Source organism: Borborobacter xinjiangensis (genome assembly GCF_047739745.1).
GTDB lineage: Bacteria > Pseudomonadota > Alphaproteobacteria > Rhizobiales > Rhizobiaceae > Pseudaminobacter.
Map to the genome: position 1 here is coordinate 112,615 of NZ_JBLLVA010000012.1, position 23,467 is coordinate 136,081.

Genomic DNA, 23,467 nt, shown 5'->3' on the forward strand with positions numbered 1-23,467 from the left:
GTTCCCACGGTTGAGTTGCGGCTCTAAGGCTCGCTCGGGGCTCGTCTCGAGTAGTCATGCAAAGTGACGTCGCGAATGGCCTAGCGCATCAAGCCGGCTGCCCGAAGAGCATCCTCGATGAGCTGCTGCACCCCCGACCCCTTCGATGCCGGATGGCGCCGATGAACAGCCGACCCGTCGGATGGTTTCGGCGGCGGTCGTTTGCCTGCCGTAGAGGCCGACCGCACATAGGTGGCCTTGCCATCGGACTGCGCGATGCGCCAAAAGCGCGCGATCTCTCGCGTGGAGGAGATGCCAACATCGAGCATGTAGGGTCCGGCTACGCCAAGGCCGTCGCCAATCGGTGTGCCGTGGCCGATGCCGGCGATCATGTTGATCTCGATCACCGCGTCGCCGGATGGGTCGCACCAAACCTGCTTTGCAATGACGCCGGTGGTCTTCGAGTAGGTCGGCCTCTCATCGAGCTTGTGCACGCCGCGCCACTGGCCGACCATGGATTCGGCGTTCGAGGGAACTACGGTTTTGTCGGCGCTGCCGTGCCAGATCGAAATTCTCGGCCATGGTCCCTGGTGATCGGACGCGCCGCGGAGCGCCCGCTGCAGCACCACGTGCGACGGACCGCCGTGGCCGCGCATGCGGTCAAACGCCTGCGAAATCGTCGTTGCGCTGCCAAAGGGCAGGCCGGCGATAATGGCTCCCCCGGCGAACACCTCCGGGTAGGACGCCAGCAGGGCCGCAGCCATCGCGCCTCCCGCCGAGAGTCCGGTTACGAAGACGCGGTTGCGATCGAGGCGGTGGATCAAAACCATTGCATCGATCATCTGGCGGATCGAAAGTACCTCGCCAGAACCGCGCCTCGCATCGCCAGGCTGAAACCAGTTGAAGCACAGGTTCGGATTGTTGGTGCGCTGCTGCTCGGGAAAGAGCAGCGCGAAACCTTCTTCCTCGGCGAGCTCTGACCAACCGGAGTGATGGTTGTAGCCTGCTGCAGTCTGGGTGCAGCCATGGAGCACGACGACCAGCGGCGCGCCTTGCGGCAGGTGTTTCGGAATATAGTATTTTGCCTGCAACACCCCTGGGTTGGAACCGAAACCTAACAGAGTGGCAAGATTTTCGGGCGGACAGTCATTTCCGGCCGTGTAAGACGCATTTTGTGCTTTCAGCGCGCCGAGCCGCGCGATCGTATCGGAGAGTTTTCGCAATGGAGCCGTCCCTGTTGTGACGCCCGGAATTGGACGGCAGTACTGTGTAACGTACTTGGAGCAATATCGTTGCTGCACCGCACAATAGCAAGGAAACGATTGAAGAGAACCCGGCCCGACCTTTAGAAGCAACAATGTACACGGCGAAGCTGAGAGCCCGATCTTCGCCGAACTCACACGGATGATCGGGTTATCAGCCGCACAACGACCAGCATTAAGGTAGGATAGACCCTCGCAGCCATCCGTCGATGTCAGTCCTGTTGCCGCAACTGCTCCAGCGGGTCGGGCCCCGAGCTACCGCGGGAGAAACCAGGACCGTCGAGCGTCAAGGGATATCCAGCTTGCCAACCGGCGGGCGTCGGCGAAGATAACCGGGGGTAAAACCGCCCAAGTACGGCGTGGCTGATCAGGGCGGCCGGGCCGCCTCGATGATCAGGCAGTAGAATAACCTGCAATGACCGCTCGCATCGTGATCAACCGCCGTGGACCTCTGACAGAATGAAGTCGCGCGGCGGGTGAACGGACCGCAGCCACCGCGTTGAACGAAACGCCATCAGGACAGTTTGGTTACATGGAAACAGTCACTCTCGTCGGCTATCTCGCAGCCCTGTGCTCGATGACCAGTTTCACTCCGCAAGCCTGGAAGATCATCAAGACCAGGGACACGGGCAGTATCTCTGCACCGATGTATGCCATCACCGCTTTGGGATTCGCCTGCTGGTTGGCATTCGGTATTATGAAGAATGAGTGGCCCATCATCATTACCAATGGTGTTTGCCTGGTCCTTTCGGCGTTCATTCTGCTGATGACCGTTCTTCCTCGCGCCCAGAAAGAAGCGGTTGCCGAGACACTCGACCCAGATAAATCGGGATCGAGAAAATCTGAACGCTAAGTCAGATCAGGGTTCAAGACCGTTCGACAAGAACTGCTGGGTCGACTGCGGTGACCGAAGGCGTGGGCCTTGGTCAGTGGATTGCGTCTAGAAATTCCTGAGCGGTCGCGACCGTCAGTTGAACGGAGAAACGGCTACTCAACAGGTCGAGGGAGGCGTCGTGGGTTTCGTCGGCGCCACTGCAGACAGCATCCCTGACAAGTATCACGCGATGGCCGAGATCGATTGCCCCGAGCACGGTGGCGAGCACACACACGTCTGTTTCGCCGCCCGAAATCACAAGCGTTTCCACGCCGCTCGATACCAATGCCCGCTGCAAGGTGCCGTCGAACCAAGGTGAGTAGACGCGTTTATTGAAAATCGCCGCTGGCGGAACGAGCATCGCTAATTCGGGTAGCAGGTCGATCAGCTCAGGTGCCAAGCTATCGCCTGTCATCATCGGCCATTTCAGGTAGTAGTCGCGCCATGTCCCAGCCACATCCTCGGCGGTTTTTGGCGGCACGAATCGCGTGAAAATCGTTCGTTTGGGATCTCGCTCGGCGATCAATAAAACGCATGGAAGAATGCGCTCCATCCAGGAAACACGCCAGGGGGTGTCTTCGACAAACATTCTTTGCATGTCGACACAGATGTGCCGCCAATTGCCGATCGGCCTGGTCAATCGAAACTCCGACTTACCGTTTGGCCTTTATAACGGACCGGTGAGCGGAAGGTTCAAAAACGGCCGACAGGCCGATCTTTTACGTCGCCATTTTCGGGGCCGCAACATTATGCTGTTCGGTGTTTGGCGGCATTGTCAAGCGGAGCGTTTACTCGGGGACGCAACGTTTCCGGCTTAGCTACAATCCCCGAAACCGGTTTCCCGGGCCTGCGTTTTACACCCACCAATACCCGCCATCGCCCGAAGTGGCTGCGAGTCGACCCGCATCGGACAACGAGTCGGCAGTGTCCAACTGATGGGCGCGGATATAGTCCACCTGCATTTCCGCCGGCGTCGCCAGCTTATCGATGGGCGTTCCTGCAACCCCTCCGACGGCCAGATTGACCAGCATGTACATCGGCTCGTGCATGTCGTCCGGCGTGTCGGCCCGAAACACCTCGGCATCGTCGAAATACCAGACGAGTTCGTCCTTCGTCCAAAGCAGGCCATAAGTGTGGAAGCCCTCCGTGTCCGGTACGTTGACAGCCGATCCCACCGTCGTGCGGCTGCCGGTTTCGGAGGAATGCGCCGTGACATGGACCGTGTTGGGGTCTTGCCCCCGCATTTCCACGACATCGAGCTCCGGCGGCCAGGAGCCATCTGCCGGCAACAGCCAGAATGCCGGCCAGACACCGTGATTGTCCGGCATATCGGCGCGCATCTCGAAATAGCCGTAGGTCTGGGAGAATGAGTCGTGTGTCGTCAGCAGGCCGGATGTGTATTCGTAGTTGTTGATATGGGACCGTATTGCGTCGGGAGCCTGCGCGGCGGTGATGGTCAGCACGCCCTCATCAACACTGAACGGATTGATGGAGCTTGTCGGGCTGTAATCATGGTCGATGTACCATTGCTTTTCACCGTTCCCGGCAAGCGAGCTGCCATTCTCGCCGCCCCACCAGAAATTCGTGTCCCAGGTGCCGCTGGCGCCGTCCCGCAGGCTGAGCGTCTCAAACTCGTCCGCAAAGGACAAAGTGAGGTCGGATCTATCGAGGCTGAGCTTGAACTGGCTTGCCGTGAACTGCCCGACATTCGCGTTTGCAAATACCAGCACCTCCTCATGTCCAAGGTCGAGCCGCACATCGGCGCCCGACTGCGCCATGTTGGCCCTGACTTCCTCGAACGAACTGAACCCGTAGCCGTTCATGCGAACGGTATCGTGGTTCTCGAAATCCAGGATGAGATCGCTTCCGGTGCCGGCCGCGAAGATGAAGACATCGGCCCCGGCTCCGCCCTTCAACACGTCGTCGCCGAGGCCGCCGTCGATTGTCTGCTGGCCGGAGCCACCGCTGATGATGTTGTTGTCCGAATTGCCAATGGCATAGCGCCCGTCGCCGGTGACGACGAGGTTTTCGATCTTGTCGGGCAGCGTATAGCTCATCCACGTCTCGACGGTATCGATGCCACCACCAGCCTGTTCCGAAGCCCGGTTGATGCCGGAATAGAGGTGGTAGATGTCGTCGCCTAGCCCGCCAAACATTGTGACATTCACGCGGCTGTCGCCCCATAGTGAGTCGTTTCTGGCGCTGCCAAAAAGCTGCGGACCGGAGTACGTCGCCGAAAAATGATTCACCGAGGAACCGCTGTAGGGGAGAAGTGCGCCATTGGCGTTAGGAACAGTAGGAATGGTAGTCTCCTTGTTGCTGGGCCACGTCCTCCCAACAACAGGCTAGCATCGGGGCCGGTCTCTGACGACCTGCCTACCGCTAACATATTGCTGCAGAACGTTACGGAGCAATCGGACAGGGACGTTGTCGGTCACGCCACCAATGTCTGGCGCTGGAGCATCGGAATTTGTCACCACAGGAGCGGAGTGAATTGGGCCTTGTACCCAGGCGAAGAGCTACCCCGCCAGGAGGTCCAACAGGGATGATGAATGACTGCCCTCAGGTCGGATGCCGAATGTGTTTCGAGATCGACCTCTGCGGCCCTCCAACGCCCGAGATGGTGGATTCCGGCCGGAAGCTTTGGGGAAGTCGGAGAAAGTCGACATCTCTTCAACCGCGAGCAATCGGCCGTGTGCTGACGGAGAGATTTCGCAACGACATCGGTGGGAAACTCGCCCTATGTTCAGGTGGGCGGGTTTCAGGAATCAACTTGGCTATTTCGTAAAATTTTCTCCATCGTCCTCCCCTTAGCTAGTTCGTCGATCAGTTTGTCCAGGTAGCGGATTTCCTGCATGATGGGTTCTTGGATGTCTTCCACGCGGACGCCGCAAATCATTCCTGTAATCAACGAACGCGAGGGATTCATCCGAGGCGCCTGGCTAAAAAAGTTCTCAAAGTTCGTGTTGTTTGCCAACTGGTCGTCTAGCCTCTCTTGACTGTATCCCGTCAGCCAACAGATGATTTCATCGATCTCTGCTTTCGTGCGTCCCTTCTTTTCCGCTTTCGCGACATAGTGCGGATAGACGCTCGCCACGCTGACAGAATAGATGCGATGCTTCGCCATGCCTCCTCCTAAGCTCTCCGGAGATCATCCGTTCGAACGTAGCTGAGATCAAGCGTGCCCACCCCGATCGCAGCTGTCGCACGCATGGTACGCACGCTGACGCCCGAAGCGCAAACTCTCATCTGGAGTTGCCCTTGATCAGAAATCTCGCACAGCGGCGCGCGAACTGCTAACGCGAGAGCTATGTCCATCATCGGCGTCATCTCTGATACTCACGGTCTTCTGCGCGACGAAGCAATCAAGCTGTTGGATGGCGTCGACCACATCATCCATGCCGGTGATATCGGCAAGCCTGATATCGTCACACGGCTCGAAGCCATCGCGCCAGTTGCAGCGATCCGCGGCAATATCGATGTCGATTCATGGGCATTGAGATATCCTGAAACCCTGCGGCTGACGTTGTTCGGTCACAGCATCTTCGTCAGCCATGATCGTAAGGAGCTCACAATCTGCCCAAGCGAGGAGCGCATTGACATGGTGATCTCCGGCCACTCTCATCGCCCAAGCATTGAGACAACCGACGGCGTCATCTACCTGAATCCAGGCAGCGCGGGGCCACGCCGCTTCCGGTTGCCCGTAACCTTGGCAACAGTGGAAATCCTAGCAGGTAGCCTGCATCCGAAGATCCACCACCTGAATGAACTGCTGCGGTAGAAAGAGCATGTCCAGTCCATCAATCGCATCGACAAGTTCCAAAGCGCACTCTGGGCTACAGAGGAATTTCACCGGGGCATCGGCCGGCCCCGGGCTCATCCGCCGCATCGTCGATCCGCAAGCGGTTTTCCTGTTTGTCGCTCCCCGCAGAAGTGCAGCCGATGCCCCGCAGTGCTGGGGCTGGAGGTGGGCTCCCCGGTGCGTCCTCGCCTGGATTTTTCAACTCAAAGCATAGCGCAGTTAGCAGCGCGTTTTTCGGGCAATGCAAGTGGTAGGGCGGCGCGCGAGAATCTGATCGCGCACAAGCTTCATGTCGCGAGCACTACGTCTTCAAGCGGCGCCATCGCGAGGCAACGGAGGATGCCAAAATATGGATGCCGATGGTGCGGTGAAGACGTCTTTAGACGGCACCAAACAAAGCATCGACAGGATACTGGAAAGACAATGGCGCACTTGCTCGTAACGGTGCAATGGCCATAAACCAACGAAAGCCCACGCTGCGGGTAGGTGGGGAGGGACGTAGCTACGTCCAAGCTGGCGGGTAAGGGAGTGGGGAGCCCAGCGTCGTCAAATAGGCAGCGTCGGACGAGGCAAATTTTGGTGGAAAAGCTGCTTTGCGCCAACTTTAGTGGATGCATACTGCAGGAAAAATCAAGGAGTTGCTGTTGCCATGCCCGATATTGACATGAGTCAGCGCGATTTGGGTAAGGCGACCTCGTTCGCCCCAGAAGACGTAGCCAACTGCATTCTTAAGAGTGCCGCGAACGCCATCGTTGCCAGTGATCGAGATGGCACCATCGTGCTGTGGAATCCCGGTGCCGAACGCGTTTTCGGGTTTACTGAACAGGAGGCGCTTGGCCAGTCTTAGATATCATCATCCCAGAACCGCTTCGCGTCCGACATTGGGAGGGATATCGCCAAACCGTTCGATCAGGGACCAGCCGCTATGGCGCTGGCGATGTGCTATCAGTGCCCGGTTTGCACAAGAGCGGCCACCGCATTTCGATTGACTTCAGTATCACGCTGCTTCTCGGTGCCAATGGCATGGTAAGCGGAATGGTTGCAGTCATGACGGATGTCACGAAGCGTTTCGAAGAGATGAAGAGGCTCCGCAAGCAAATCTCCGCTCATGAGGCGGCAATCTCTTAATCTCCTAAAATCCCGACACTCCACAAAGGGCATTCTCGGCTGCCGCAGGCGCAAGCTACGTCAGCCCCTTGTCACCGATGGTTGGAGCGTAAGCGTCGTTGTAGCGGGCCACAAATTCCGGCCCGACAAACATGACGATCGGCGCCTGAGGGCAGAATCAGCTCGATCGTTGCACGAACGCAACTTGGCTAACCGACAGTCGGACCTAGGCCGATTGAAGACCAGTCAAACGTATGAATGAGCTCAGCAACTTGGCAAGTGCCGCTCGGAAATGCCGACCAGACAGGACGAACTCCCGAGCTCTGAATTTTCATTTTCCTAAAATATTGATCGCGGCCAAGCTGTCCTGTGTCAATCGGACGTCAAGGGGAATGGGCTATTCAGGTTCTATGCGGCGCGGCAGTGCCTGCGTGAACAAACGCGTGAAGTGGTTGTCACTGTTCGGGGCGGGTTTTGTCGTTCGTGAAAACAGTGGGCGTCAACGTGTAGGGGTTAGCAAGGCATTTCCGTGTGGCTGAAGCCCTGACAAGCAATTCCTTGGATGGCCCCGGTGACCGGGATCGAGGCTCATGCAGTAGCCTAGCGCCGTTCCGGCGGCTCAGATTGCCAATATCCGAGCTTCAGATGCGGCATCGACAAAGGCGCATCTAGCCTCTACAGGCGTTGCAGTCCCGGCCATTGCGGCCAGAAGCGACTCGTGGGCAAGCCGCTGTTTCGGTCCCGAGCGAGCGGGCCATTTGTCACTTCTCAAGCAGTTCCTCGCCTCGCCAACGGACGTAACCAAAAACGTCTTTCCGGGTTTGCCGAAGCGAATTCGAACGGGTTTATCGAAGCGCTGAGTGCCCATCGCAAGAACTCAAAAATAGTTCATCCCTTTAAAACGCTTCGCTATGCGACTTGTTGCCTAGGGAATGCGGAGAAAATTGCATGATCATCGCCGACACAAGGCGCGCGAAGCCTACCGTCGCGAGAACCCCTTGCATTCGAGGCCAAGCCAGACGGAAGGCGCCCGCGTCTGGAGCGTCAAGGTGAGGATTCGACCCGGCCGCAGCGAACGGCAGCTTCACCTATGCTGGACTTCTTCGAATACCAGTCTGGTTGAACAAGCAGGACATCTGTTCCATGCTGGCTCTCAGTTGGCGCCAGGCTTTGGGAGAGTGCCGGAATGACTCGATCGATCCAAGATAGGACGCGATCGGGCTTGACGACCGGGTGGACGCATCACCGCAATCGAAAGGTGCGGCATGACGGCGGTCCTGCACCGTCTTCAACGAATATGCGCGAAACTTTCGTTGTCAGGCAAGTAGCGCAGGAGCAGTGTGTGTTGATCTTGCGACGGAATCCCTCTGGTGATCTGCGTCTAGTTGCGCGTAAAACTAGCCCAGCAGGGTTATTTACATCACCGCGAACACCGTCAATGTTTCACGTACGCTCCAGGCTGCCGACCAGAACGGGGAGCCTTTGCATCCTTGGAGTGTTCAGCGAGCGCCGGGCCTGCGCCAGACACCTTTTCTGTGGAAGGATTGGGTGTGGAGCGTTTGGCGCTCTGGCCATCGGATTGGCGGGTTTGCTCATTGGCTTCATCGAGCGGCCTGCCTGGACCCTTTCCATCCTCAGACTTCTTGTTTTCTGCCGCTTCCTGCGAAAAATCGTTGGACGCATCGGCGTCCTGCTTAGCTGTGAATTTGCGAGCGCCAGTCTCACGGCGATTTTCGTTTCGGGACATCTCAGAACCTCCCTTTGAGAGAGGGACAAACGCCCGCGGTCGTAAAAGGTTCAGCAGTTGAGCGCTTCGATAGCTCGATGGCCTGATAACAAAGAGGCTGTCAGTTCAAACCGACTCCTGTAACCAGTTCCCGTGGCGCATGGCCGGCAACAGTGCTGCACACGCCGGCAGGCCAATATTTGTGCATACGTGGCTGGCTTGCGTGGTGAGCCGCCCTCCATGACCGCCGCCTCGCTGCATTAACAAGCCGCGCCTTTCATTCGATGCGATAGTGAGGGCATCGGTGCGGGCGGGTACGATGGGCGAGTTGGATTGGCAGCATGAGGCGGTCTGGAGCGCACCAGCGCACCTAAACCTGACGGTAAGAAGCGCTTGCCATCGACGGAGATCATCGCCAATGCTCTTCGCACTGCCGGTTGACATATTCCTATTCGGCTACTGGTCGACAGCAAGATGGGCCGGCACGAATGAAAGATCGGCTGCTCCGCTGCATCAGGTCGTATGAACGCCCTTATGTGTGGAGCGGCTCGCTAGACGGGGCGACTGACACTCTCATGTGTCCTGATCGATTACGTCGCTCCCCGAAATTTCTCCGGCGCAGGAACTGACGAATCCTGGCAACGTTGACTCCCTCCAAACGATGGAGAACAACATGGCGAACCAAGACCCCAACATTGAAGTGAGCCGCGATCTTGTCGCCAGCGACATGGTCATCGGAACCGACGTTTATGATGCAAATGGAGACAGCGTCGGCGAAGTTGAAAAGCTGGTGCTCGGAAAACGAAGCGGAAAAGTTGCGTACGCAGTTTTGAGTTTCGGCGGATTCCTTGGGATGGGAACCGATTATTATCCTGTTCCTTGGGAGACGTTGACTTACGACGAAAGCCTTGGCGGGTTCCGCGTGGCCATTACCAAGGAGCAGGTCGAGGGTGCCCCCAGATACGGCAGGGATGAAGAATACGACTGGTACGAAGGCGGTCGGACGGTCAGTGACTACTACGGTGTTCGGCCTTACGCCGGATAATTGAGTCATAAAGCTAGAGCCGCCTGTGAAGGCGGCTCTATGCGCCGCTGCCCGCAAATGGGCGATCGGGCCATCACGTAGGGCGTCGGGTCGGGAACACTCTGTCGGCGAACACGGGATGAACTACCCCCGAGCGCCCACCAAGCCAGCCGGCGATCGCGCCTAACACCAGAGCTATGAAGGCGAAGATCGCCCCTGCTGACGCCGCAGACGCAGCGGCATCGGCGGCTTCCGCCGCCTCCCGCTGTGTTGTCTCGACAGTTTGGCGATATTGCTGTTCAATCCGCGCGACCTGCTGCGTCGCTTGATCAAGGGGTATGTTTCGGGCCGTGGACAACGCCTGCGCTGCCTGCTGCCTAGCAGCATCCGCTCCAGCTTCGTCGCTGGTCAAGAATGCTCGTATCGCATTAACGGCGGCGGTGTTTAGCGCCTCTGGATCGGTGCCGGTCGATCGCACTTGGTCTTCGATAGCATCCAACGGATTGGCTGCCGCAATCATGGGAGCGGCAGTCTGCGCAACAGTTTGACCGAGACCACCAACGACACTGGCAACTCCGCTAAAGGCGCCTCCGACGATCGCGCCGACCGTGCTCGTGAGAAAATAAAGAACCAGCAGTGTGGTGGCCGCCCAGGTGGTCAGACCATGTAAAGCTCCGGTGGTAGCGTGAGTTTTGCCCGACATGCGTGCCGAGATATACCCGCCGGCATAGGCTGCGATGATGCCAGCGATGACGTACCAAATTCCGGCGACTACGGAGAATGTCGTGGCACCTGGATTGTCGCCGGTCGCAGGGTCAAGCGTTGCCACGCCCACGCCTGCGCCGAGCATTGTCAAAAGCACTTGGACGACGAGGGCCACCACGACCCCCGCGAAGATCGCGCCCCAACTGACTTCATTTACAATAATGGCGTGAGCATCTTCGGCGGCCGACGGTGCGGTGAATCGGTTGGGATCGGCTGGATGATTGAAGTCGGTCATGGCATGGACCTCAACAAAGCGGATTTTACCGCGCAACCAAAGGTAACTGTCGCGGGACAGCAATGTTCCCTCGGCAGCCGAATAAAGCAGCCCCCCGCAGCTTTCGGCGAATCGACCATGGCGACCCGACCTTCAATCCACCGCCCAACGAGGGTCGCCAGCAATCGCCAGCAGCAGTGCCGGCTCCATTAAACGCTACAGCCTACGCGAACGGCTGCGCCCGTATACAGGCGTCAATTCTATATCATGCTGCCAAACCCCTCGCGGCTCCTCGGATGTCAGCATTTGCATCAAAATCGCTCCTGCAAGTCGCAATGCGAGTAAGTGTGTCATTTCGGAGCAAAGGAGCGGTTGGGCATTGCGGAACCGCAGGTCAGGACAAGGTAGCTATCCACCAGCGGTCACTTCAGGGCCGAACAACAGCACTGGCCCGTCGTTCACCGCTTGCATAGTCAAGTCGAAGACGTCGGAAAGCCTGCCCTTGGCATAGAGTGGGTGTTTGGTGATGTCGTTGGTTGTTTCGAAGATGAAAGCTTTTTGGCGGCTGCTGTTGCTCTGATCAATAACGAGGGCGACCCGACCGATAGTGTCGGCTGCATAGCCGGTTTTGGTGGCGGCTTGCTCTCTGGCGATCTCCTCGGTGACTGCCATCACGGAAATAAAGTTCATCGGCGCGCTCCCGTGTCGACTGCGATCTCACCACAATGCCAAACAAGTCGCCAACCCACCGGGCACGACTGGCAACCGTCACGAAACCCCATGCTGATTTGTATCCGCAGATATACGCCCATGGCCCGCCTTACGAGGCGGGTTTTTCATTTACATCCTCTGTCGGAGTTTTTTTGTCGCCGGGCCTGCCGTCTGGATTCGGCGTCGGTGCCTCCCGAACATCCCGAGGTGGAGGTTGGACATGGGCAGGCTCTGGTGAGGCTTCTTTGTTGTCGGGATTGCGGGTGTTCTTCTCTTTTTCGATTTTCCTGGTAAGTCCGACACCATTTACGGGCGGCTTGTTACCGGCCGCCTCTTGCGAAAAGACATCGCTTGGGTCAGGCCCAGACCGGACCGGATACTTTCGGGCGCCGGATTCATACGCATATTTCCGGGGCATTGGAGAAACTCCATGAACCGGAACAACGCTGCGCTGCAAGGCACGGTTCCATGGCGGGTCCTGAGGCGAGCCAGGTCACAAATTCCACATGGCCGTTTAGACGGAGACAGGAGGCGAGCAGCAGGGCACGGTTCCTGCTTAGCCCGCGACGCCATAATCAGTTCAGGACGACGCAGCCCGGCAACGGTTCTGCACTCGCCGGCAAGCCAGTATCCCGGCACATTGGCGGCTGGCGTCAGTGCGGTATCATGTCATGCTGCTCAACCGCTTGGGGTGCCTCGGATGTCAGCATTTGCACCAGGATCGCTCCTGCAAGTATCCCACCGATCACCAGCCTGACGGAGCCTCGGAGAAAGCGGAGCACAAGTCGCAATGGGAGTGAGTGCTTCATTTCGCAACAAACGAGTGGCAGCCTTCACGGTTCCGCTCCGTGAGGCCGGTGGTTTTTAACGCCCTAACTTCGATCGGAAAACGACGTCAACTGCCTGAATTCGGCTTTCGCTGATCAGCGCGAGCGTCCCATGGTCTTACGAAGAGACCCTGCCACATGCCAAGCTTGCGGCGCTTAGCTTGCTCCTGATCTGCGGCAAAGGCCTTCTTGGAGTATCGCGGCCAGTCTAGCGCGTGACCATTGCGGACCAGCCACGACGACACGCTCTGACCGTCGGCTCGAAAACAGTTGCCAACGAAGCGCTGATAACGATCCCGCTCCACGAACTCGCATCGCGTCGGCCGTGATCGAGAAAGGAATTCAGCGAGGGCGTTCGCCGCGACTTGGCCGCAGCGGTAGTCACGGTCGGTCTCATCCTGGCATAGCTGCCAGCTCTCCGGCGCGTCGACCCCGTTGAACCTGATGCGCTCGCCTTTGATCTCGATCGTGTCGCCGTCAATGACTGCGGCGCGGCCGACGATCGCATCGTCAGCTGCGGCCGTTGTGATAAGCGCTGAGGTGACAGCGAATAAAACAGCAGTTCTCAATGGCAATGAACTGAGCCTGCGCTGTTATCCATGTGGCAGCATTGACCGGGTGGTGAGCTTTTCCGGCATCCGCCACCATGCGCAGTGGCAGACACGACGCCAAATAAAACACACACAGCCGCGACAACGGCCAACTTTGCAGATTTCATAGTGGTTTCTCCCAAGCCCGGCCAGAGCAAAGCACCAATAAGTAGTATCGGCAAGCATGAAGGCTTGGGCCAGAGGTCAAACGGCTTTCCAGAAAGCAAGGCGGAACGGCAATGAGCACTGTCACCATCACGTGGGCCCATGAGCATCTGAGGCGCTATGGCAGACAGATCAACGTGCTAACCCATCGCCTCCCGAATCTCCTGCCGCGCATGTCAATCTGGTGGGCAATCGGGCGAAGACGAAGGTCATTCCAAACCTGACCAAGCAGACGGGCTGCCGTGACAAACCAAGGCGAAGGCGATCGGCGAAGTCGTCGAGGGGAAGACAGAAACGAAGAAGGCACCGCAGATTGCAAGCTGCTAGAACCTGCGCCCCTAGGTCAGAGACGATCAAAACGAGTGATGATGTTCCAACGCCGAGCTGAAAGCTGACGCCAAGGGCAAGACAGCCGGCGCAAGCTCTAACGGGGCAGGCCGCACAGGAAAGCTCGTCGGGCGTATCGCCGGTGAATGATGCAGGTGGCGCGACAAAGCCGCCTGCGGCCGCCCATGTCCCCACGATCCCGCCGAACTGCAGCGTGGAGCGAGTGCGGCCGCATCAGGGGCAAACCATGAGTGCACGATCGACTCTGCCGCAGGTGGGCAAGCAGCGGGCGCCGCTTTCGTAGCGCAGTGGCCGGCTGTGATAGCGGGCCTAATAAGTAAAGCATCCGTCGCGGCGGATTTTCCACACTGCACCGTATTCGTCAGCTCCGTCGACCTGGACTGGCGTTCTTCTACTCCAATCTCCCTTGTTCGAAGTGACGGCATAAAGCGAATCGCCGTGCGGAATCAGTGATGGAACGCGACGGCCGAAGAAGTTGCCAATAAGGCCGGCTTCTTCAGCTTGCATTTGAAATGGGAAATTCGGTTCAGGCGGTGTGCTGAAAAGCCTAATCGGGCCTTTCCAACTCCCGTCTGCATACCGCCAGACTTCCCCGCGCGGCCAGTATCCGACATAAAGTTCACCGCAATAGAAGGCAAAGCTTTGCGGTTCTGCAGACCATGTGAGCGCTTCTTTAGGGGCGGTGCTCCACGATCTAAGTTGGTGCCCATCGAACGAGTACATCTTTCCTGTTGGGTATTCGCCTACAAGCGTTGTGCGGCCGAAGCTGATTGAGGAGTAGAACTGGTTGCTCGGCTTGTTCACGATCGGCAGCATCCTTCCGGGGCAGGACCATACTTGGCCGTCGCGTCGCATACGGCACCACTTGCCACCTCGGAAAAGCAGCACGTCTCCATGGCTGGTTCCGATGGCGACGCCTTGCCTCTTGGCGGCAAACATCAACGGGACTGTGCGCGGGAGGATTGAGACCGATCGGCAGCCATTGCCGCGGCAGGCAGTTATACGCCCATTGGTATGTGAAAAGGTCCAGCCGTTCGCTCTAAACGGCTCGCAAGGTGCGAATTCGGCCGCCTCGAAGCGACCGTTGCGCAGCGCGAATTGTTCATTGTTTCCTAAATCCCACACGCGCAACTCGTCGGCGTGTTGGAAAAGCTGAGCGAAGTGTATGTCGGCTGACGGGCGGCCTACAGCTTCCACCGACAGCTTGCCCTCCGGCGCTGTTGTCCAGCGGTGCTCGTAAGCAAATGCGCAATACGTTTGCCAGCCCGAGACACTAATTTCCTTATACTTTGGCGACTGGATTTGTTGCGCTGAAAACCAAAACGCAAGGATTGCCGCGAGAGTGACAACGCCAACGGAAAACCACGACGTCACAACTAGCCCCTGTGCAATGCGTCGCTCCGCTTATCAGACTGCAAGCTATAGTTCCAGCGAGTCCGGTCGCGGGGGGGGGGCGGACCTTGCGGGCGCGACCGGACTCTGCCGTCGCGGGAGCGAACGACGGTGATTTCCTAGCATAACGGATAGCTGAGACAAGCGGGCATGACCGGTGGAGTGGGTCGGCAGCAATACCCTTCTGCTTGGACGAGGTAGCGGGCCCGGCCGAGGGTAGGGGGGCGCTGCGACCGGGCCCCTGCTACCTTCGAGGCCTTCCTTTCCAGTAACGGTGCCGTTTTACCACGCGGGATTCGTGAGAAGATATTGCCTGTACGGATTAGCTCGACCGAGCGGGCCTGACCGCCGTGCTGTGGGTGGGTCGGCAGCCAGGCCCTACTGCCTGGACAAGGCAGCCTGCCATTTTAGCGAGCGCTGAAACGCTTTCTCATTAACACAGGATAGCCGAACCGGCTTGGTTGCTACGATGAGATTCTTGCGAGGATTGCGCGAATGTCCGCTTTAGAAAGTTCGAATGTGTAACGGTACTTGGACTTGTCATGATAGATGCCGTCTACAAGGACCGAAACCGTCACGTGGTCATCCTTTCCTGGATGAACGTCGTCTTCTTCTACAGGGCGATCAAAAATCGTCTTGGAACTGCCGCTTCGTTTCGCCGGCATTACCTGAACCCGCATAGGAACCCTCCCAAGTCCGTCTACACCCAGGCAGATAAACCGCGTGCACCCTTTTTGTTCCTTTGGTGCTCGCTGCTCTTTCTCCAACCCATGAGCCATCTCAGCACAGGGTCAATACGGCCAGGAGGCGATGGCCCATAGGATACCTGCCGCAGCTCCCACCATCACCGTGACGTAGAACCAATCCTGCCAACTTGGTTGTGGCGGACGCATCGCGCGGCGCACCTCCCGTCACATCTTACCCCCAAACCGAAGGAAATCACATGGACAACACCGTTCCGGCCGGAGCGGCGATGCTGCTCGACTTCACTCTATCCGACAGATGGCGGGAGGCGCCGCCAGAGCGCTGAAAACCATCTTCGGCCACCGCCAGAAGCATCTTTCAAAGCCGATCACCAAGATGACGATCGGCGACCTTATCGACGCGCAAGCGGGGGGTACAAGCCGAGAACACGCCTGGGGTTGAGCAACGCGCACGACGCTGGTCAGCAGGCCGTTCGGCCTACTGGCGTCAGTCGGATTTTACAGCCGGCCGACCTCGAGGAATTGCTCGGTGCGGTCGGAATTGATCTGGTGCGGTTCCGCACCGAGGTGAGGGGGTGCGGATTAACCGACTACATCGGTGCATGGTGCCGCATTCCGTGGGCCAAGGAATGGTCGGGTGCCCGTTTGCGGCGGGAGGGAAATCAAGCGGTCGCAAATCTGGCGGCGCAATGAGGTGCATTAAGGAGGGTGCAGGCGCAGGCTTGCCTTCACGCGTTCCAATCGGCTCGTGTTCCCGAGTGGCCGGATCGATCGCCGATATGTAGGCTTGTCGGCGGGCTCCTCTTTCTTGGAAGCAGCAGTCACACCAACAGTTTAGCGACTACCGTTATGGCGCCAACGGCAACGAGTGCCAGGCGAATGGCGATCGCACGGCGGGCGAGGCGGGCACGGCGGGTTTTCTCGCCGGTCCAATCATATCGAGATTCGTAGTTCATTCACCACGACTGGCAGAGCAGTCCTACCATTGAGTTAAGATTGAAGATCGCAGCGCTGAGATAGCGGAAGCTAAGCGATAAGCGGTCGGTCACCAAACGCGCCGTTTCCTCGTGAGATGGCAGTGGCGGCTTAGAGGACCGTAGTGTCCATAGGTCGAGCACGGTTGAAATTCTAATATTATCGATGCCGGGACTTGTGACGCTGAAGCTGGAAAACACCCCGCCTGGATCACGGCGAGTAGGCCAAGAAAGGCCAGTATAGCCACCGGAGCTGTCTTGAAGCTAAGAGCTTGCCGGCGACGTAAGAAATGGCGGCTCCTTCTGAGACCGCCTAGACGGCTTTCGCTTCCCTCATGCAGCGACATTGGCCGAGATCATGCGGAGCGGCAAGAGGATCCTCGAAACGTTGGATCCCGTGACTAACCGGTTCGGTTTTGCTTGCCTAACCCAAACGGCCCTCCGCAGCCGACCTCAGCTTTGCTGCGGCTGCCTGACGGCGCACGCGGGCTGGCGATGGGAGAAGTGCTACAGGAGCGTGCCGGGCATTTTCTTTCAGAATGCGGCATCCCAGCCACGTAAGGCCGATGAGAGCGACCAGTCTAAACATATAGGACCTCCTTTCGACGCCGAACTCCACAGCAGCGGAGGAGTTCCGTTGCAAAGCAGGGCCATTTTTCGAATAAGACAAGACGCAACTGAATCAACAGAACCATCGGCACTCCGGACGATTATGAGATCCGATATTCGCTACCGTCATCAAATTGGGCAGGTTGATCGAGGTATTTTCCCTTCTCAGGTACCGCGACGCGATCGAAGTCTCGGGCAAGCTCATGCAGTGCTCCTCGCATTTCCCTGCCTTTCATCGCTGGCCCATGGCCGGTGATTACCAGTTCCGGATCGAGCGACGCCAGCAACTCCACCGATGCGCGAGCATTGTGCCAGTTCGTCGTGTAGTACATAGGCGGACCATGCATTTCGGGTTCTTGGAATGTTACCGCGTAAGCCGATTCCTGGCGCGTGGTAATGAATGCGTCACCGGCAACAACCGTCCGGTCCGCCTCACGCCACAGAGACACATGACCAGGTGTATGCCCCGGGGTATGCAGCCATTTCCATCCGGGCATACCGGGCACTGATCCATCGTAAGGCAGCGGCTGCAGCCGGCGGCTCACGTTCACCGGACCACGTGGATAAAACGGCGACAAGAGGGACATGAGCCCTCCACCCACCCATGGGTCGGGGGGCGGATAAGACGCGCTGCCGTTGAGGTAAGGCCGCTCCAGCTCGTGAGCAAAGACTGGTACTTCCCAACGGTCCGCCAGCTCTTCGAGCGCACCCACATGGTCGAAGTGCCCATGCGTCAGAATGATCGCGGATGGCCGAGAGTCGGTACCAAAGCGTTTGTCCGCGGCCTCGGTGACCAGTCCGGTCGTGCCCATGACACCCGCATCTATAAGAACCCACTCGCGGTCGCCCGCACCGTGTTGTCCGAAGAACACAACATTGACAATGCCCAACCGGCGATAAGCGAGATCGGAGGCAATTTCATATGTGCTATCGTCGCGCGCATGATCCTTGTCGGGGTTGTCGGCTCGGCCAGCCGGATCGAGGGATAATTGCCGTCCCATGGCTGAGTCCTTTTCGGATGCTGTGGACGATTCGGAGGTTGTGGAAAATTCGGTTTGAACGAAACGCTGGGCCGATACTGGAGTTCCGTCGGATCACACAGAATCGTGGCTCTCGCCGATAATCTGGATCTTTTGCGGCAGATGAATTCATACGGCCGCCGGTTGGTGGCAAGTTTTAGCCAGAACGGCGAAAGCAGAACGCGTGTTTTAAGACTGTTTCCCTTTTCCTAGCTCGCGCTGTTTCAAAAGCCGGGCTTCGCGCAACAACGAGGGCCGATGCATGCCGAGCAAATCGATCAACTCCCGTGCCTGGGCTTCAGTGATCCCTGTATCGCGCGCGAGCGAACGAGCTTGATTGTTCTTTGAGGATTCTCCGTTGTCGGACATGGGACTCTCACCGGTGACTGCACGAACGGCTGGCTGTGCTGCATGTTCCATCAACCTCAACAAAAAGCCCGCCGCGCACCGGGGCGGGCCCTGCCGATGCCCCGCTGGCATTATCTCAGATTTCGAAGGCGCAGCCGCTCGGCTGCGATTTCTGCATCTGTATAGTCAGGATTGCTTTCATCGAAGCGGGTCCAGCCTTCGCCAGCGTAGATTTCTCGCCGACGAGCAATGTCAACGGCGGCGTCTGATGACAATATCACCCTGGCGGCTGGAGCAAGGTTGTCTTCGACGCGTGCGGTTACCAATGTACCACCCCGCCGCACACCTTCGGCATAAACATGGGCGTCCTCTTCGCTCACTCCGTCGTCGGTAAGAGCTCCAATCAGTCCGCCGGCAACGCCACCGGCAGCGGCTCCAGCTGCCGCGCCGGCTAATGTTGAGGCCAGCCATCCAGCGGCTACTACCGGTCCAATCCCAGGGATAGCCATCATTCCCAGGCCGGCAAGCAAGCCGCCGGCCCCACCGACGACCGCGCCTAGCCCCGCGCCTGCGGCCGCGCCTTCCGACGCATTCGAATCGTTCTCCTCACCGCGCCCTACAATACTGATGTCGGAGCTTGGAATACCTTCGCTTTCCAAGGCATTCACTGCCCTACGCGCGTCAGCATGATTGTCGAATAGTCCGGTGATCGTCTGCATCTCTGTTTCTCCTGAATGAGAGGAAGGCAAAAGGGTGCCCAGGTTATTTGGCGCCTTCGGTGATGTTGCCTTGATAATCGAGGGCTACTTCAACCATGGCCCCGCCCTTATCGGCCTTAGCTCGCCAAATCCCATCCTCTCCGAGTTTCAGATCGGCCACGTTGCTGTATCCCTTATCCTCGATGCGGGACTTGGCTTGCGCTTCTGTAAAGCTGTTCTCACCGGCGACGGGGGCTGTCGGATTTGCGGTGTCGGGGGTGGTTACGGCAGGGGTTTCGGGGTTGGGTGTAGTCGGCGCGGTTTGAGCATAGACGGCGCCGCTCGACGCAAGCGCGGTACATAGGGCCAAAGCAATCTTCATATGGATTTTCTCCGCTGGGGGAATCGAACGGAGGTAAACGGCGCTATCCCAATTTGGTTCAGCTAAAAAGAAAAGCCGCCGCCTGGTGAGAGAAGACGGGCTGATCGGTCTGCACGTCGGGATGGAGCCTGGACGATGGCAAATCCGCAGCGATTGTTCGTTCCTTGGCCGCGGAACTCGGAAGGTTGCGGAAGATTGCCGGGAGCTTTGCTGGAACAGATCGATCCGCACTCGGTTCGGATGAGATGACGCTCCAGTGCAAGAAGTTCAAATGTCTCAGTTCAAGCAGCCGATCCGGGAAGATGTCGAGCGCATCGTACGTGAGCTGCGTCGCCTGCGCGCCAGAATCGCTCAGCTGGAGCGTCGCGCTGAGCTGGATGACCTTGATACGTTGATAGGCGTCGCTGAAGCAGAAGCCCGCCGTTTCGCCCGCCGGCTCCCGGCTGCGCCGCCTGGCCGCATCGACTGATCAGCGGTGCTGATATCGCCCATGTCTTTCGGTTCAGGCCGCCAGGCCGGTGACTGGAACGTCGCAGCGCCGCGTGAAGGTGCGCTTCGTCGCGGAACCCGGATGAAACAGCTGCACCAGCGTTGCGGCCCGGCATTCCAGATCCAAAAGCGTATCGCCCGCCCGCCGGGTCGTCTGGAAGACGCGCGCGAGCACATCCAAATCTTCCGGCGTTAGGAACCGATTGGGAGGGGAGATTCGAAGCACGGCTTCCTCCTATCGTGAGGGCGGAAGCTTGAAATGAAGCCTGCCGCCCGCAAGCTACGCCGTTTTATACCCGCTGATCACCATCTTGACTGGCTTCACTGTTGCATGGAAGTTTGAAGCCGCAGGAAGACAAAGCCCCGCACCAACGGCACAAACTTGAGAACTCCACTCATTAGTGATGTGCCGCTGACGACCTCATGCGCGAGCGCGCCCTGCGAAGAAGCGCGAAGTGGAATTGCTTGTTGAGCTGCTGGGACCCAGGCAGTCGGGTCCGCACTTCGTGACCGCCAAGCCTTGGAGACCTTCTGAACTGCGATTTGCTGGAAGAGCAGCCGGGTAATCCTTTGGCCGCAAACAAACGAGCCGGGTACGTAGGCAACCACGAACCGCCGAGCTCGGCTTTTTTGTTCCTTGGGGGCGAGCCGTATCGCTGCGAGCTTCGCCCGGAAAAGAAAAAAGCGGGCCGTAATGCCCGCTTCCCTTCGGTCCTGAGACTTGTGCGCCGCCGGTACCTTCGTGGTCGACACACCATCAATCAGGGCAAATGCGGCTGCTATTCAGGGGAACCCAACATCGTATCTCGGCGAGCGTTCCCGGCCAAACTGCGACCGCTGATTGCTATATGGAGTAAGCCGGTCCTTAATGCAAGGAAATCTATTATCGATTGCTGAGAGTTAGATGGGCGCGTGCTCCAAGGCCTGCATGACCACTCGCGCTCCACGACCTCGATGACGTCCCGCTCGCACAAGAACGGCATCGCATTTCAATTGACTTCCGTATTACGCTGCTTACCGGTGCCGATGGCATGGTAAGCGCAATGGGTGCAGTGATGTAGATGTCCACAAAGCGCTAAGAACCTTCGCAAGCAAATTTCCGGCCACGAAGCGGCAATCCTTTATCTGTAAGGGATCGCTCGATTGTGGCGCAGCTTACATCAGGCCGCAAAAACGAATCTTGCGTTGGGTTTGAAACAGTCCACGGTTTCATTCCTCCCGACCTGCCGTCTTGTCGAGGCGCCGGTCGTTCTGACGATGATGATTTTTGGCGATTGACGTTCAGATGGGGACTGGCCTCCAGATGCCCTAGCGCTTCCATGACGCCAGCTCGAACCTTGCGCAGCAACTGGCGATCGTGAGCGATAGCATCGGCGGCTTCTACCAGCATCTCGACTATTTCAGCCTTGGTAAACAGGCCTTCATTCGCCGCCATTTGTTGGATGTCGCTCAGGATGTCGTGCTGATATGCCATGGGGGAAAAGAGTTGGAGTTGCGACTACCCGATTTTAGGATCGACGGCATCAACGAACTATTTCACCAAAGGCGACAAGTCGAGCGATCCTGCTTTTGAACGAATAAAGGCAATGCTTCCGGTTCGCCAATCCCCACTCTCGTCCCCTTTGTGCGACCTTCCAACCTACCCGAGCCGGGACTTTTTTCGTTTATGATAAAATTAAGCGTGCCGCTGTTCGGTATGTCATGCTGAGAAGACGCCGGGGCTGTCTTGCGAAGGGGGAGCGAAGTTCCTGCCTTGCCTGATCTGCTGCGTCCAGCAGATCCACAACCTTCAACTCCGCGTCGATGAAGCTGCGGCACCGCGGAGCTTACCTCTTTCGCATAGCCCACCCAGCCTCCAATGGAGTAACCAAAAAGGCGACGCGCTTAGCTTTTGTGAGTCCCAAACCCCAGCGACGCCGCTATCGTTGCGTCAATAACAAAAATAACGATCGATGGGGAAGGCTATTGGTTCGTACCGAACTCACCCTCTCATGGCTGGAGCCGAGCGACTTGGACATGCTTGAGCGCGTTCTAGAGAAAGCGCGGCACCCAAGCGATACACTCGTGGATTTGGAGGCCCGCGCCGCTGCCGCCGTTCGGCTCGCCCAATCCGGCATTAAGGAGGAGAGCAGCCTCTTGGCTGTACTGGCGTTTTTCGGCGCTGGCTGATTTGGGCGCACCTCCGACGCAAACCATCAAGCCCGTCGCTTCCAACCGAGGCGGCGGGCTTTTGGTGACGGCTAGTCCTTGTTAACGAAGACGCTTACTCTCGAAGGCACCGCTTGAGGGTGGCTTGACCGAAGTTAGGGATCAAGGCCGAAATACTTGGTCCGCAGTTCCTCGATTTTTCCGCTCTCATGGGCAGCAATGATCGCTACGGAGGCGCGCTTGGTCAGGGCGCTGCCGGCAGTGAAGGCAAAGCCGTATTTGTCTGGTTGGAAGACGTTTCCGACGATGTCCAAAGGCATTTCCGAGTGAGTGTGAGCGAAGTATTCCAAAACGGGATTGTCACCGACAATAGCGGAAATCTCATCATTGATGAGCGCGTTGGCTGCGTCTTCTATGCGGTCGAATGGCCTCGTATTCGCAAAAGAGGCCTTCATGAATTCTTCCGATACGCTACCGGCGTGCACACCCACCAGCTTGCCGGGCAAGTCTGCTACGCTGTTGATCTGATTGGCGACCTGCGCGGCGGTCATGACGCTTGTAACCGAGGAAGTTATGTAGGCAATAACGGCGACGCCGCAGATCATCCACAAGCCTTGCCAAATACGCCCGGCCCATCCGAAAAGGTTTTTGCGGGAGGCCTTGCCGGAGGTGGCAACCGACATGACATGGTAGAAGCTCTCGGCCAGACCATCTCGCCAGCGTTTGGGAAAGTCACGGTCGAATGTTCTGTCGAAAAGCGTTAGAAGCACGGTGGCTGCCAGGATGACGAACGCGATCCACGCGTAAACTTGTAGGTGTCCAGCGTCTCCAAGGTTTCCAAAAATGTCGTTTAAGGTTGTCCCGGCCTCGGTATGCACCATGATGCGAAGTCCGGCATCGAACCATGGATGCGTAAAGTCGACGATGTTCGCTCTGGTTTCAGTGATGCTGAGATTGGTGACGGCTGCCTGCACAGCACCGCTGGCGACGGCGCCGACCAGCTCCGAATAGTTTCGAAATTCCCGATATTCGGACGTCAGATTGAGTTTGGCGGCGATCTCTTCCCAAAGATCGATGGCCATGCCGGAATAGCGCTCGCCCTGCCTGATGACAAATGGCGGGCTGATATAGACCCCCACCGTCACCTGTTGCTTCGCAGGCATGACTTCTTGGGCACTCGCGCTTGCATTCAGCGCAAGCAGTGCGACAGCGAGTGCGCACACAACGTGTCGAAAGAGGGCGGTTAGAAGCTGCATCGGTGCCATCTGCTGGATCTGCGACGGTCATGGGTTGCAAAGAATGATTATAAA

23 protein-coding genes are annotated in these 23,467 nt (G+C 58.0%); 5 read left to right on the plus strand and 18 right to left on the minus strand.

Going from position 1 to position 23,467, the window contains the following annotated elements:
- Nucleotides 1–80 precede the first annotated feature (80 nt).
- Complete coding sequence (locus ACLKMW_RS14585; RefSeq protein ID WP_415725179.1) at nt 81–1,202, minus strand: extracellular catalytic domain type 1 short-chain-length polyhydroxyalkanoate depolymerase; 1,122 nt, start codon at nt 1,200–1,202, stop codon at nt 81–83.
- Between the two features lie 571 nt (nt 1,203–1,773).
- Here ACLKMW_RS14585 and ACLKMW_RS14590 point away from each other — a divergent pair.
- On the plus strand, nt 1,774–2,094 hold the full coding sequence (locus tag ACLKMW_RS14590) for a SemiSWEET family sugar transporter (protein ID WP_415725180.1): 321 nt from the start codon (nt 1,774–1,776) through the stop codon (nt 2,092–2,094).
- 73 nt (nt 2,095–2,167) lie between these two features.
- Here the strand turns inward: ACLKMW_RS14590 and ACLKMW_RS14595 are convergent, their stop codons facing one another.
- The 3 genes from ACLKMW_RS14595 to ACLKMW_RS14605 all read right to left on the minus strand — a co-directional run bounded on the left by ACLKMW_RS14595 (nt 2,168) and on the right by ACLKMW_RS14605 (nt 5,242).
- On the minus strand, nt 2,168–2,713 hold the full coding sequence (locus ACLKMW_RS14595) for a cysteine hydrolase family protein (protein ID WP_415725234.1): 546 nt from the start codon (nt 2,711–2,713) through the stop codon (nt 2,168–2,170).
- Nucleotides 2,714–2,969: 256 nt separating this feature from the next.
- Nucleotides 2,970–4,418 (minus strand): endo-1,3-1,4-beta-glycanase EglC, encoded by a 1,449-nt coding sequence (gene eglC / locus ACLKMW_RS14600; RefSeq protein WP_415725235.1) that lies wholly within the window; start codon nt 4,416–4,418, stop codon nt 2,970–2,972.
- 458 nt (nt 4,419–4,876) lie between these two features.
- On the minus strand, nt 4,877–5,242 hold the full coding sequence (locus tag ACLKMW_RS14605; protein ID WP_415725181.1) for a DUF2200 domain-containing protein: 366 nt from the start codon (nt 5,240–5,242) through the stop codon (nt 4,877–4,879).
- A gap of 183 nt (nt 5,243–5,425) precedes the next feature.
- On the opposite strand from ACLKMW_RS14605, the gene ACLKMW_RS14610 reads away from it, so the two are divergent.
- Nucleotides 5,426–5,896: a metallophosphoesterase family protein gene (locus ACLKMW_RS14610; RefSeq protein WP_415725182.1), complete on the plus strand. Its 471-nt coding sequence runs from the start codon at nt 5,426–5,428 to the stop codon at nt 5,894–5,896.
- A gap of 670 nt (nt 5,897–6,566) precedes the next feature.
- Entirely contained in the window at nt 6,567–6,764 is a 198-nt protein-coding gene (locus tag ACLKMW_RS14615) for a PAS domain-containing protein (RefSeq protein ID WP_415725183.1), read from the plus strand.
- Between the two features lie 879 nt (nt 6,765–7,643).
- Here ACLKMW_RS14615 and ACLKMW_RS14620 read toward each other — a convergent pair.
- Together ACLKMW_RS14620 and ACLKMW_RS14625 are read right to left on the minus strand one after the other, a co-directional pair.
- Nucleotides 7,644–7,892, minus strand: coding sequence for a DUF982 domain-containing protein (locus ACLKMW_RS14620; protein ID WP_415725184.1), 249 nt, complete (start codon nt 7,890–7,892; stop codon nt 7,644–7,646).
- 567 nt (nt 7,893–8,459) lie between these two features.
- Nucleotides 8,460–8,771 carry a hypothetical protein gene (locus ACLKMW_RS14625; RefSeq protein ID WP_415725185.1) on the minus strand — a complete coding sequence of 104 codons (312 nt, stop codon included), beginning with the start codon at nt 8,769–8,771 and terminating at the stop codon, nt 8,460–8,462.
- A gap of 652 nt (nt 8,772–9,423) precedes the next feature.
- On the opposite strand from ACLKMW_RS14625, the gene ACLKMW_RS14630 reads away from it, so the two are divergent.
- The gene (locus ACLKMW_RS14630) at nt 9,424–9,795 is read left to right on the plus strand and encodes a PRC-barrel domain-containing protein (protein WP_415725186.1); all 372 of its coding nucleotides are present in this window, start codon (nt 9,424–9,426) and stop codon (nt 9,793–9,795) included.
- Between the two features lie 73 nt (nt 9,796–9,868).
- Here ACLKMW_RS14630 and ACLKMW_RS14635 read toward each other — a convergent pair whose 3' ends face one another.
- The 9 genes from ACLKMW_RS14635 to ACLKMW_RS14675 all read right to left on the minus strand — a co-directional run bounded on the left by ACLKMW_RS14635 (nt 9,869) and on the right by ACLKMW_RS14675 (nt 19,520).
- Complete coding sequence (locus tag ACLKMW_RS14635; protein ID WP_415725236.1) at nt 9,869–10,774, minus strand: PhnA-like protein; 906 nt, start codon at nt 10,772–10,774, stop codon at nt 9,869–9,871.
- A 387-nt stretch (nt 10,775–11,161) separates the two neighbouring features.
- Complete coding sequence (locus tag ACLKMW_RS14640) at nt 11,162–11,443, minus strand: hypothetical protein (RefSeq protein WP_415725187.1); 282 nt, start codon at nt 11,441–11,443, stop codon at nt 11,162–11,164.
- Between the two features lie 916 nt (nt 11,444–12,359).
- Complete coding sequence (locus ACLKMW_RS14645; protein ID WP_415725188.1) at nt 12,360–12,866, minus strand: thermonuclease family protein; 507 nt, start codon at nt 12,864–12,866, stop codon at nt 12,360–12,362.
- Between the two features lie 837 nt (nt 12,867–13,703).
- Nucleotides 13,704–14,768: a hypothetical protein gene (locus ACLKMW_RS14650; RefSeq protein WP_415725189.1), complete on the minus strand. Its 1,065-nt coding sequence runs from the start codon at nt 14,766–14,768 to the stop codon at nt 13,704–13,706.
- Nucleotides 14,769–15,250: 482 nt separating this feature from the next.
- Nucleotides 15,251–15,466, minus strand: coding sequence for a hypothetical protein (locus ACLKMW_RS14655; protein WP_415725190.1), 216 nt, complete (start codon nt 15,464–15,466; stop codon nt 15,251–15,253).
- A 1,708-nt stretch (nt 15,467–17,174) separates the two neighbouring features.
- Nucleotides 17,175–18,074 carry an MBL fold metallo-hydrolase gene (locus ACLKMW_RS14660; RefSeq protein ID WP_415725191.1) on the minus strand — a complete coding sequence of 300 codons (900 nt, stop codon included), beginning with the start codon at nt 18,072–18,074 and terminating at the stop codon, nt 17,175–17,177.
- A gap of 207 nt (nt 18,075–18,281) precedes the next feature.
- Nucleotides 18,282–18,461, minus strand: coding sequence for a hypothetical protein (locus tag ACLKMW_RS14665; RefSeq protein WP_415725192.1), 180 nt, complete (start codon nt 18,459–18,461; stop codon nt 18,282–18,284).
- Nucleotides 18,462–18,571: 110 nt separating this feature from the next.
- Entirely contained in the window at nt 18,572–19,159 is a 588-nt protein-coding gene (locus ACLKMW_RS14670) for a general stress protein (protein WP_415725193.1), read from the minus strand.
- 43 nt (nt 19,160–19,202) lie between these two features.
- Nucleotides 19,203–19,520, minus strand: coding sequence for a PepSY domain-containing protein (locus ACLKMW_RS14675; protein ID WP_415725194.1), 318 nt, complete (start codon nt 19,518–19,520; stop codon nt 19,203–19,205).
- Nucleotides 19,521–19,791: 271 nt separating this feature from the next.
- Between ACLKMW_RS14675 and ACLKMW_RS14680 the strand changes: the two genes are divergently transcribed.
- Nucleotides 19,792–19,989 carry a hypothetical protein gene (locus ACLKMW_RS14680; RefSeq protein WP_415725195.1) on the plus strand — a complete coding sequence of 66 codons (198 nt, stop codon included), beginning with the start codon at nt 19,792–19,794 and terminating at the stop codon, nt 19,987–19,989.
- 33 nt (nt 19,990–20,022) lie between these two features.
- Here the strand turns inward: ACLKMW_RS14680 and ACLKMW_RS14685 are convergent, their stop codons facing one another.
- The 3 genes from ACLKMW_RS14685 to ACLKMW_RS14695 form a co-directional block, all read right to left on the minus strand.
- Nucleotides 20,023–20,235, minus strand: a complete 213-nt coding sequence (locus ACLKMW_RS14685) for a hypothetical protein (RefSeq protein ID WP_415725196.1) — start codon at nt 20,233–20,235, stop codon at nt 20,023–20,025.
- 849 nt (nt 20,236–21,084) lie between these two features.
- Entirely contained in the window at nt 21,085–21,483 is a 399-nt protein-coding gene (locus tag ACLKMW_RS14690) for a hypothetical protein (protein WP_415725197.1), read from the minus strand.
- Between the two features lie 829 nt (nt 21,484–22,312).
- The gene (locus tag ACLKMW_RS14695) at nt 22,313–23,413 is read right to left on the minus strand and encodes a transporter substrate-binding domain-containing protein (RefSeq protein ID WP_415725198.1); all 1,101 of its coding nucleotides are present in this window, start codon (nt 23,411–23,413) and stop codon (nt 22,313–22,315) included.
- Between the last annotated feature and the right edge of the window lie 54 nt (nt 23,414–23,467).

What these genes read in the sequence shown, in the direction of transcription:
- ACLKMW_RS14590 (WP_415725180.1), top strand. Translation starts at nt 1,774, where the DNA reads ATGGAAACAGTCACTCTCGTCGGCTATCTCGCAGCCCTGTGCTCGATG.
- ACLKMW_RS14595 (WP_415725234.1), bottom strand. Translation starts at nt 2,713, where the DNA reads ATGCAAAGAATGTTTGTCGAAGACACCCCCTGGCGTGTTTCCTGGATG.
- ACLKMW_RS14605 (WP_415725181.1), bottom strand. Translation starts at nt 5,242, where the DNA reads ATGGCGAAGCATCGCATCTATTCTGTCAGCGTGGCGAGCGTCTATCCG.
- ACLKMW_RS14610 (WP_415725182.1), top strand. Translation starts at nt 5,426, where the DNA reads ATGTCCATCATCGGCGTCATCTCTGATACTCACGGTCTTCTGCGCGAC.
- ACLKMW_RS14615 (WP_415725183.1), top strand. Translation starts at nt 6,567, where the DNA reads ATGCCCGATATTGACATGAGTCAGCGCGATTTGGGTAAGGCGACCTCG.
- ACLKMW_RS14620 (WP_415725184.1), bottom strand. Translation starts at nt 7,892, where the DNA reads ATGGGCACTCAGCGCTTCGATAAACCCGTTCGAATTCGCTTCGGCAAA.
- ACLKMW_RS14625 (WP_415725185.1), bottom strand. Translation starts at nt 8,771, where the DNA reads ATGTCCCGAAACGAAAATCGCCGTGAGACTGGCGCTCGCAAATTCACA.
- ACLKMW_RS14630 (WP_415725186.1), top strand. Translation starts at nt 9,424, where the DNA reads ATGGCGAACCAAGACCCCAACATTGAAGTGAGCCGCGATCTTGTCGCC.
- ACLKMW_RS14635 (WP_415725236.1), bottom strand. Translation starts at nt 10,774, where the DNA reads ATGACCGACTTCAATCATCCAGCCGATCCCAACCGATTCACCGCACCG.
- ACLKMW_RS14640 (WP_415725187.1), bottom strand. Translation starts at nt 11,443, where the DNA reads ATGAACTTTATTTCCGTGATGGCAGTCACCGAGGAGATCGCCAGAGAG.
- ACLKMW_RS14655 (WP_415725190.1), bottom strand. Translation starts at nt 15,466, where the DNA reads ATGCGGGTTCAGGTAATGCCGGCGAAACGAAGCGGCAGTTCCAAGACG.
- ACLKMW_RS14660 (WP_415725191.1), bottom strand. Translation starts at nt 18,074, where the DNA reads ATGGGACGGCAATTATCCCTCGATCCGGCTGGCCGAGCCGACAACCCC.
- ACLKMW_RS14665 (WP_415725192.1), bottom strand. Translation starts at nt 18,461, where the DNA reads ATGTCCGACAACGGAGAATCCTCAAAGAACAATCAAGCTCGTTCGCTC.
- ACLKMW_RS14670 (WP_415725193.1), bottom strand. Translation starts at nt 19,159, where the DNA reads ATGCAGACGATCACCGGACTATTCGACAATCATGCTGACGCGCGTAGG.
- ACLKMW_RS14675 (WP_415725194.1), bottom strand. Translation starts at nt 19,520, where the DNA reads ATGAAGATTGCTTTGGCCCTATGTACCGCGCTTGCGTCGAGCGGCGCC.
- ACLKMW_RS14680 (WP_415725195.1), top strand. Translation starts at nt 19,792, where the DNA reads ATGTCTCAGTTCAAGCAGCCGATCCGGGAAGATGTCGAGCGCATCGTA.
- ACLKMW_RS14690 (WP_415725197.1), bottom strand. Translation starts at nt 21,483, where the DNA reads ATGGCATATCAGCACGACATCCTGAGCGACATCCAACAAATGGCGGCG.
- ACLKMW_RS14695 (WP_415725198.1), bottom strand. Translation starts at nt 23,413, where the DNA reads ATGCAGCTTCTAACCGCCCTCTTTCGACACGTTGTGTGCGCACTCGCT.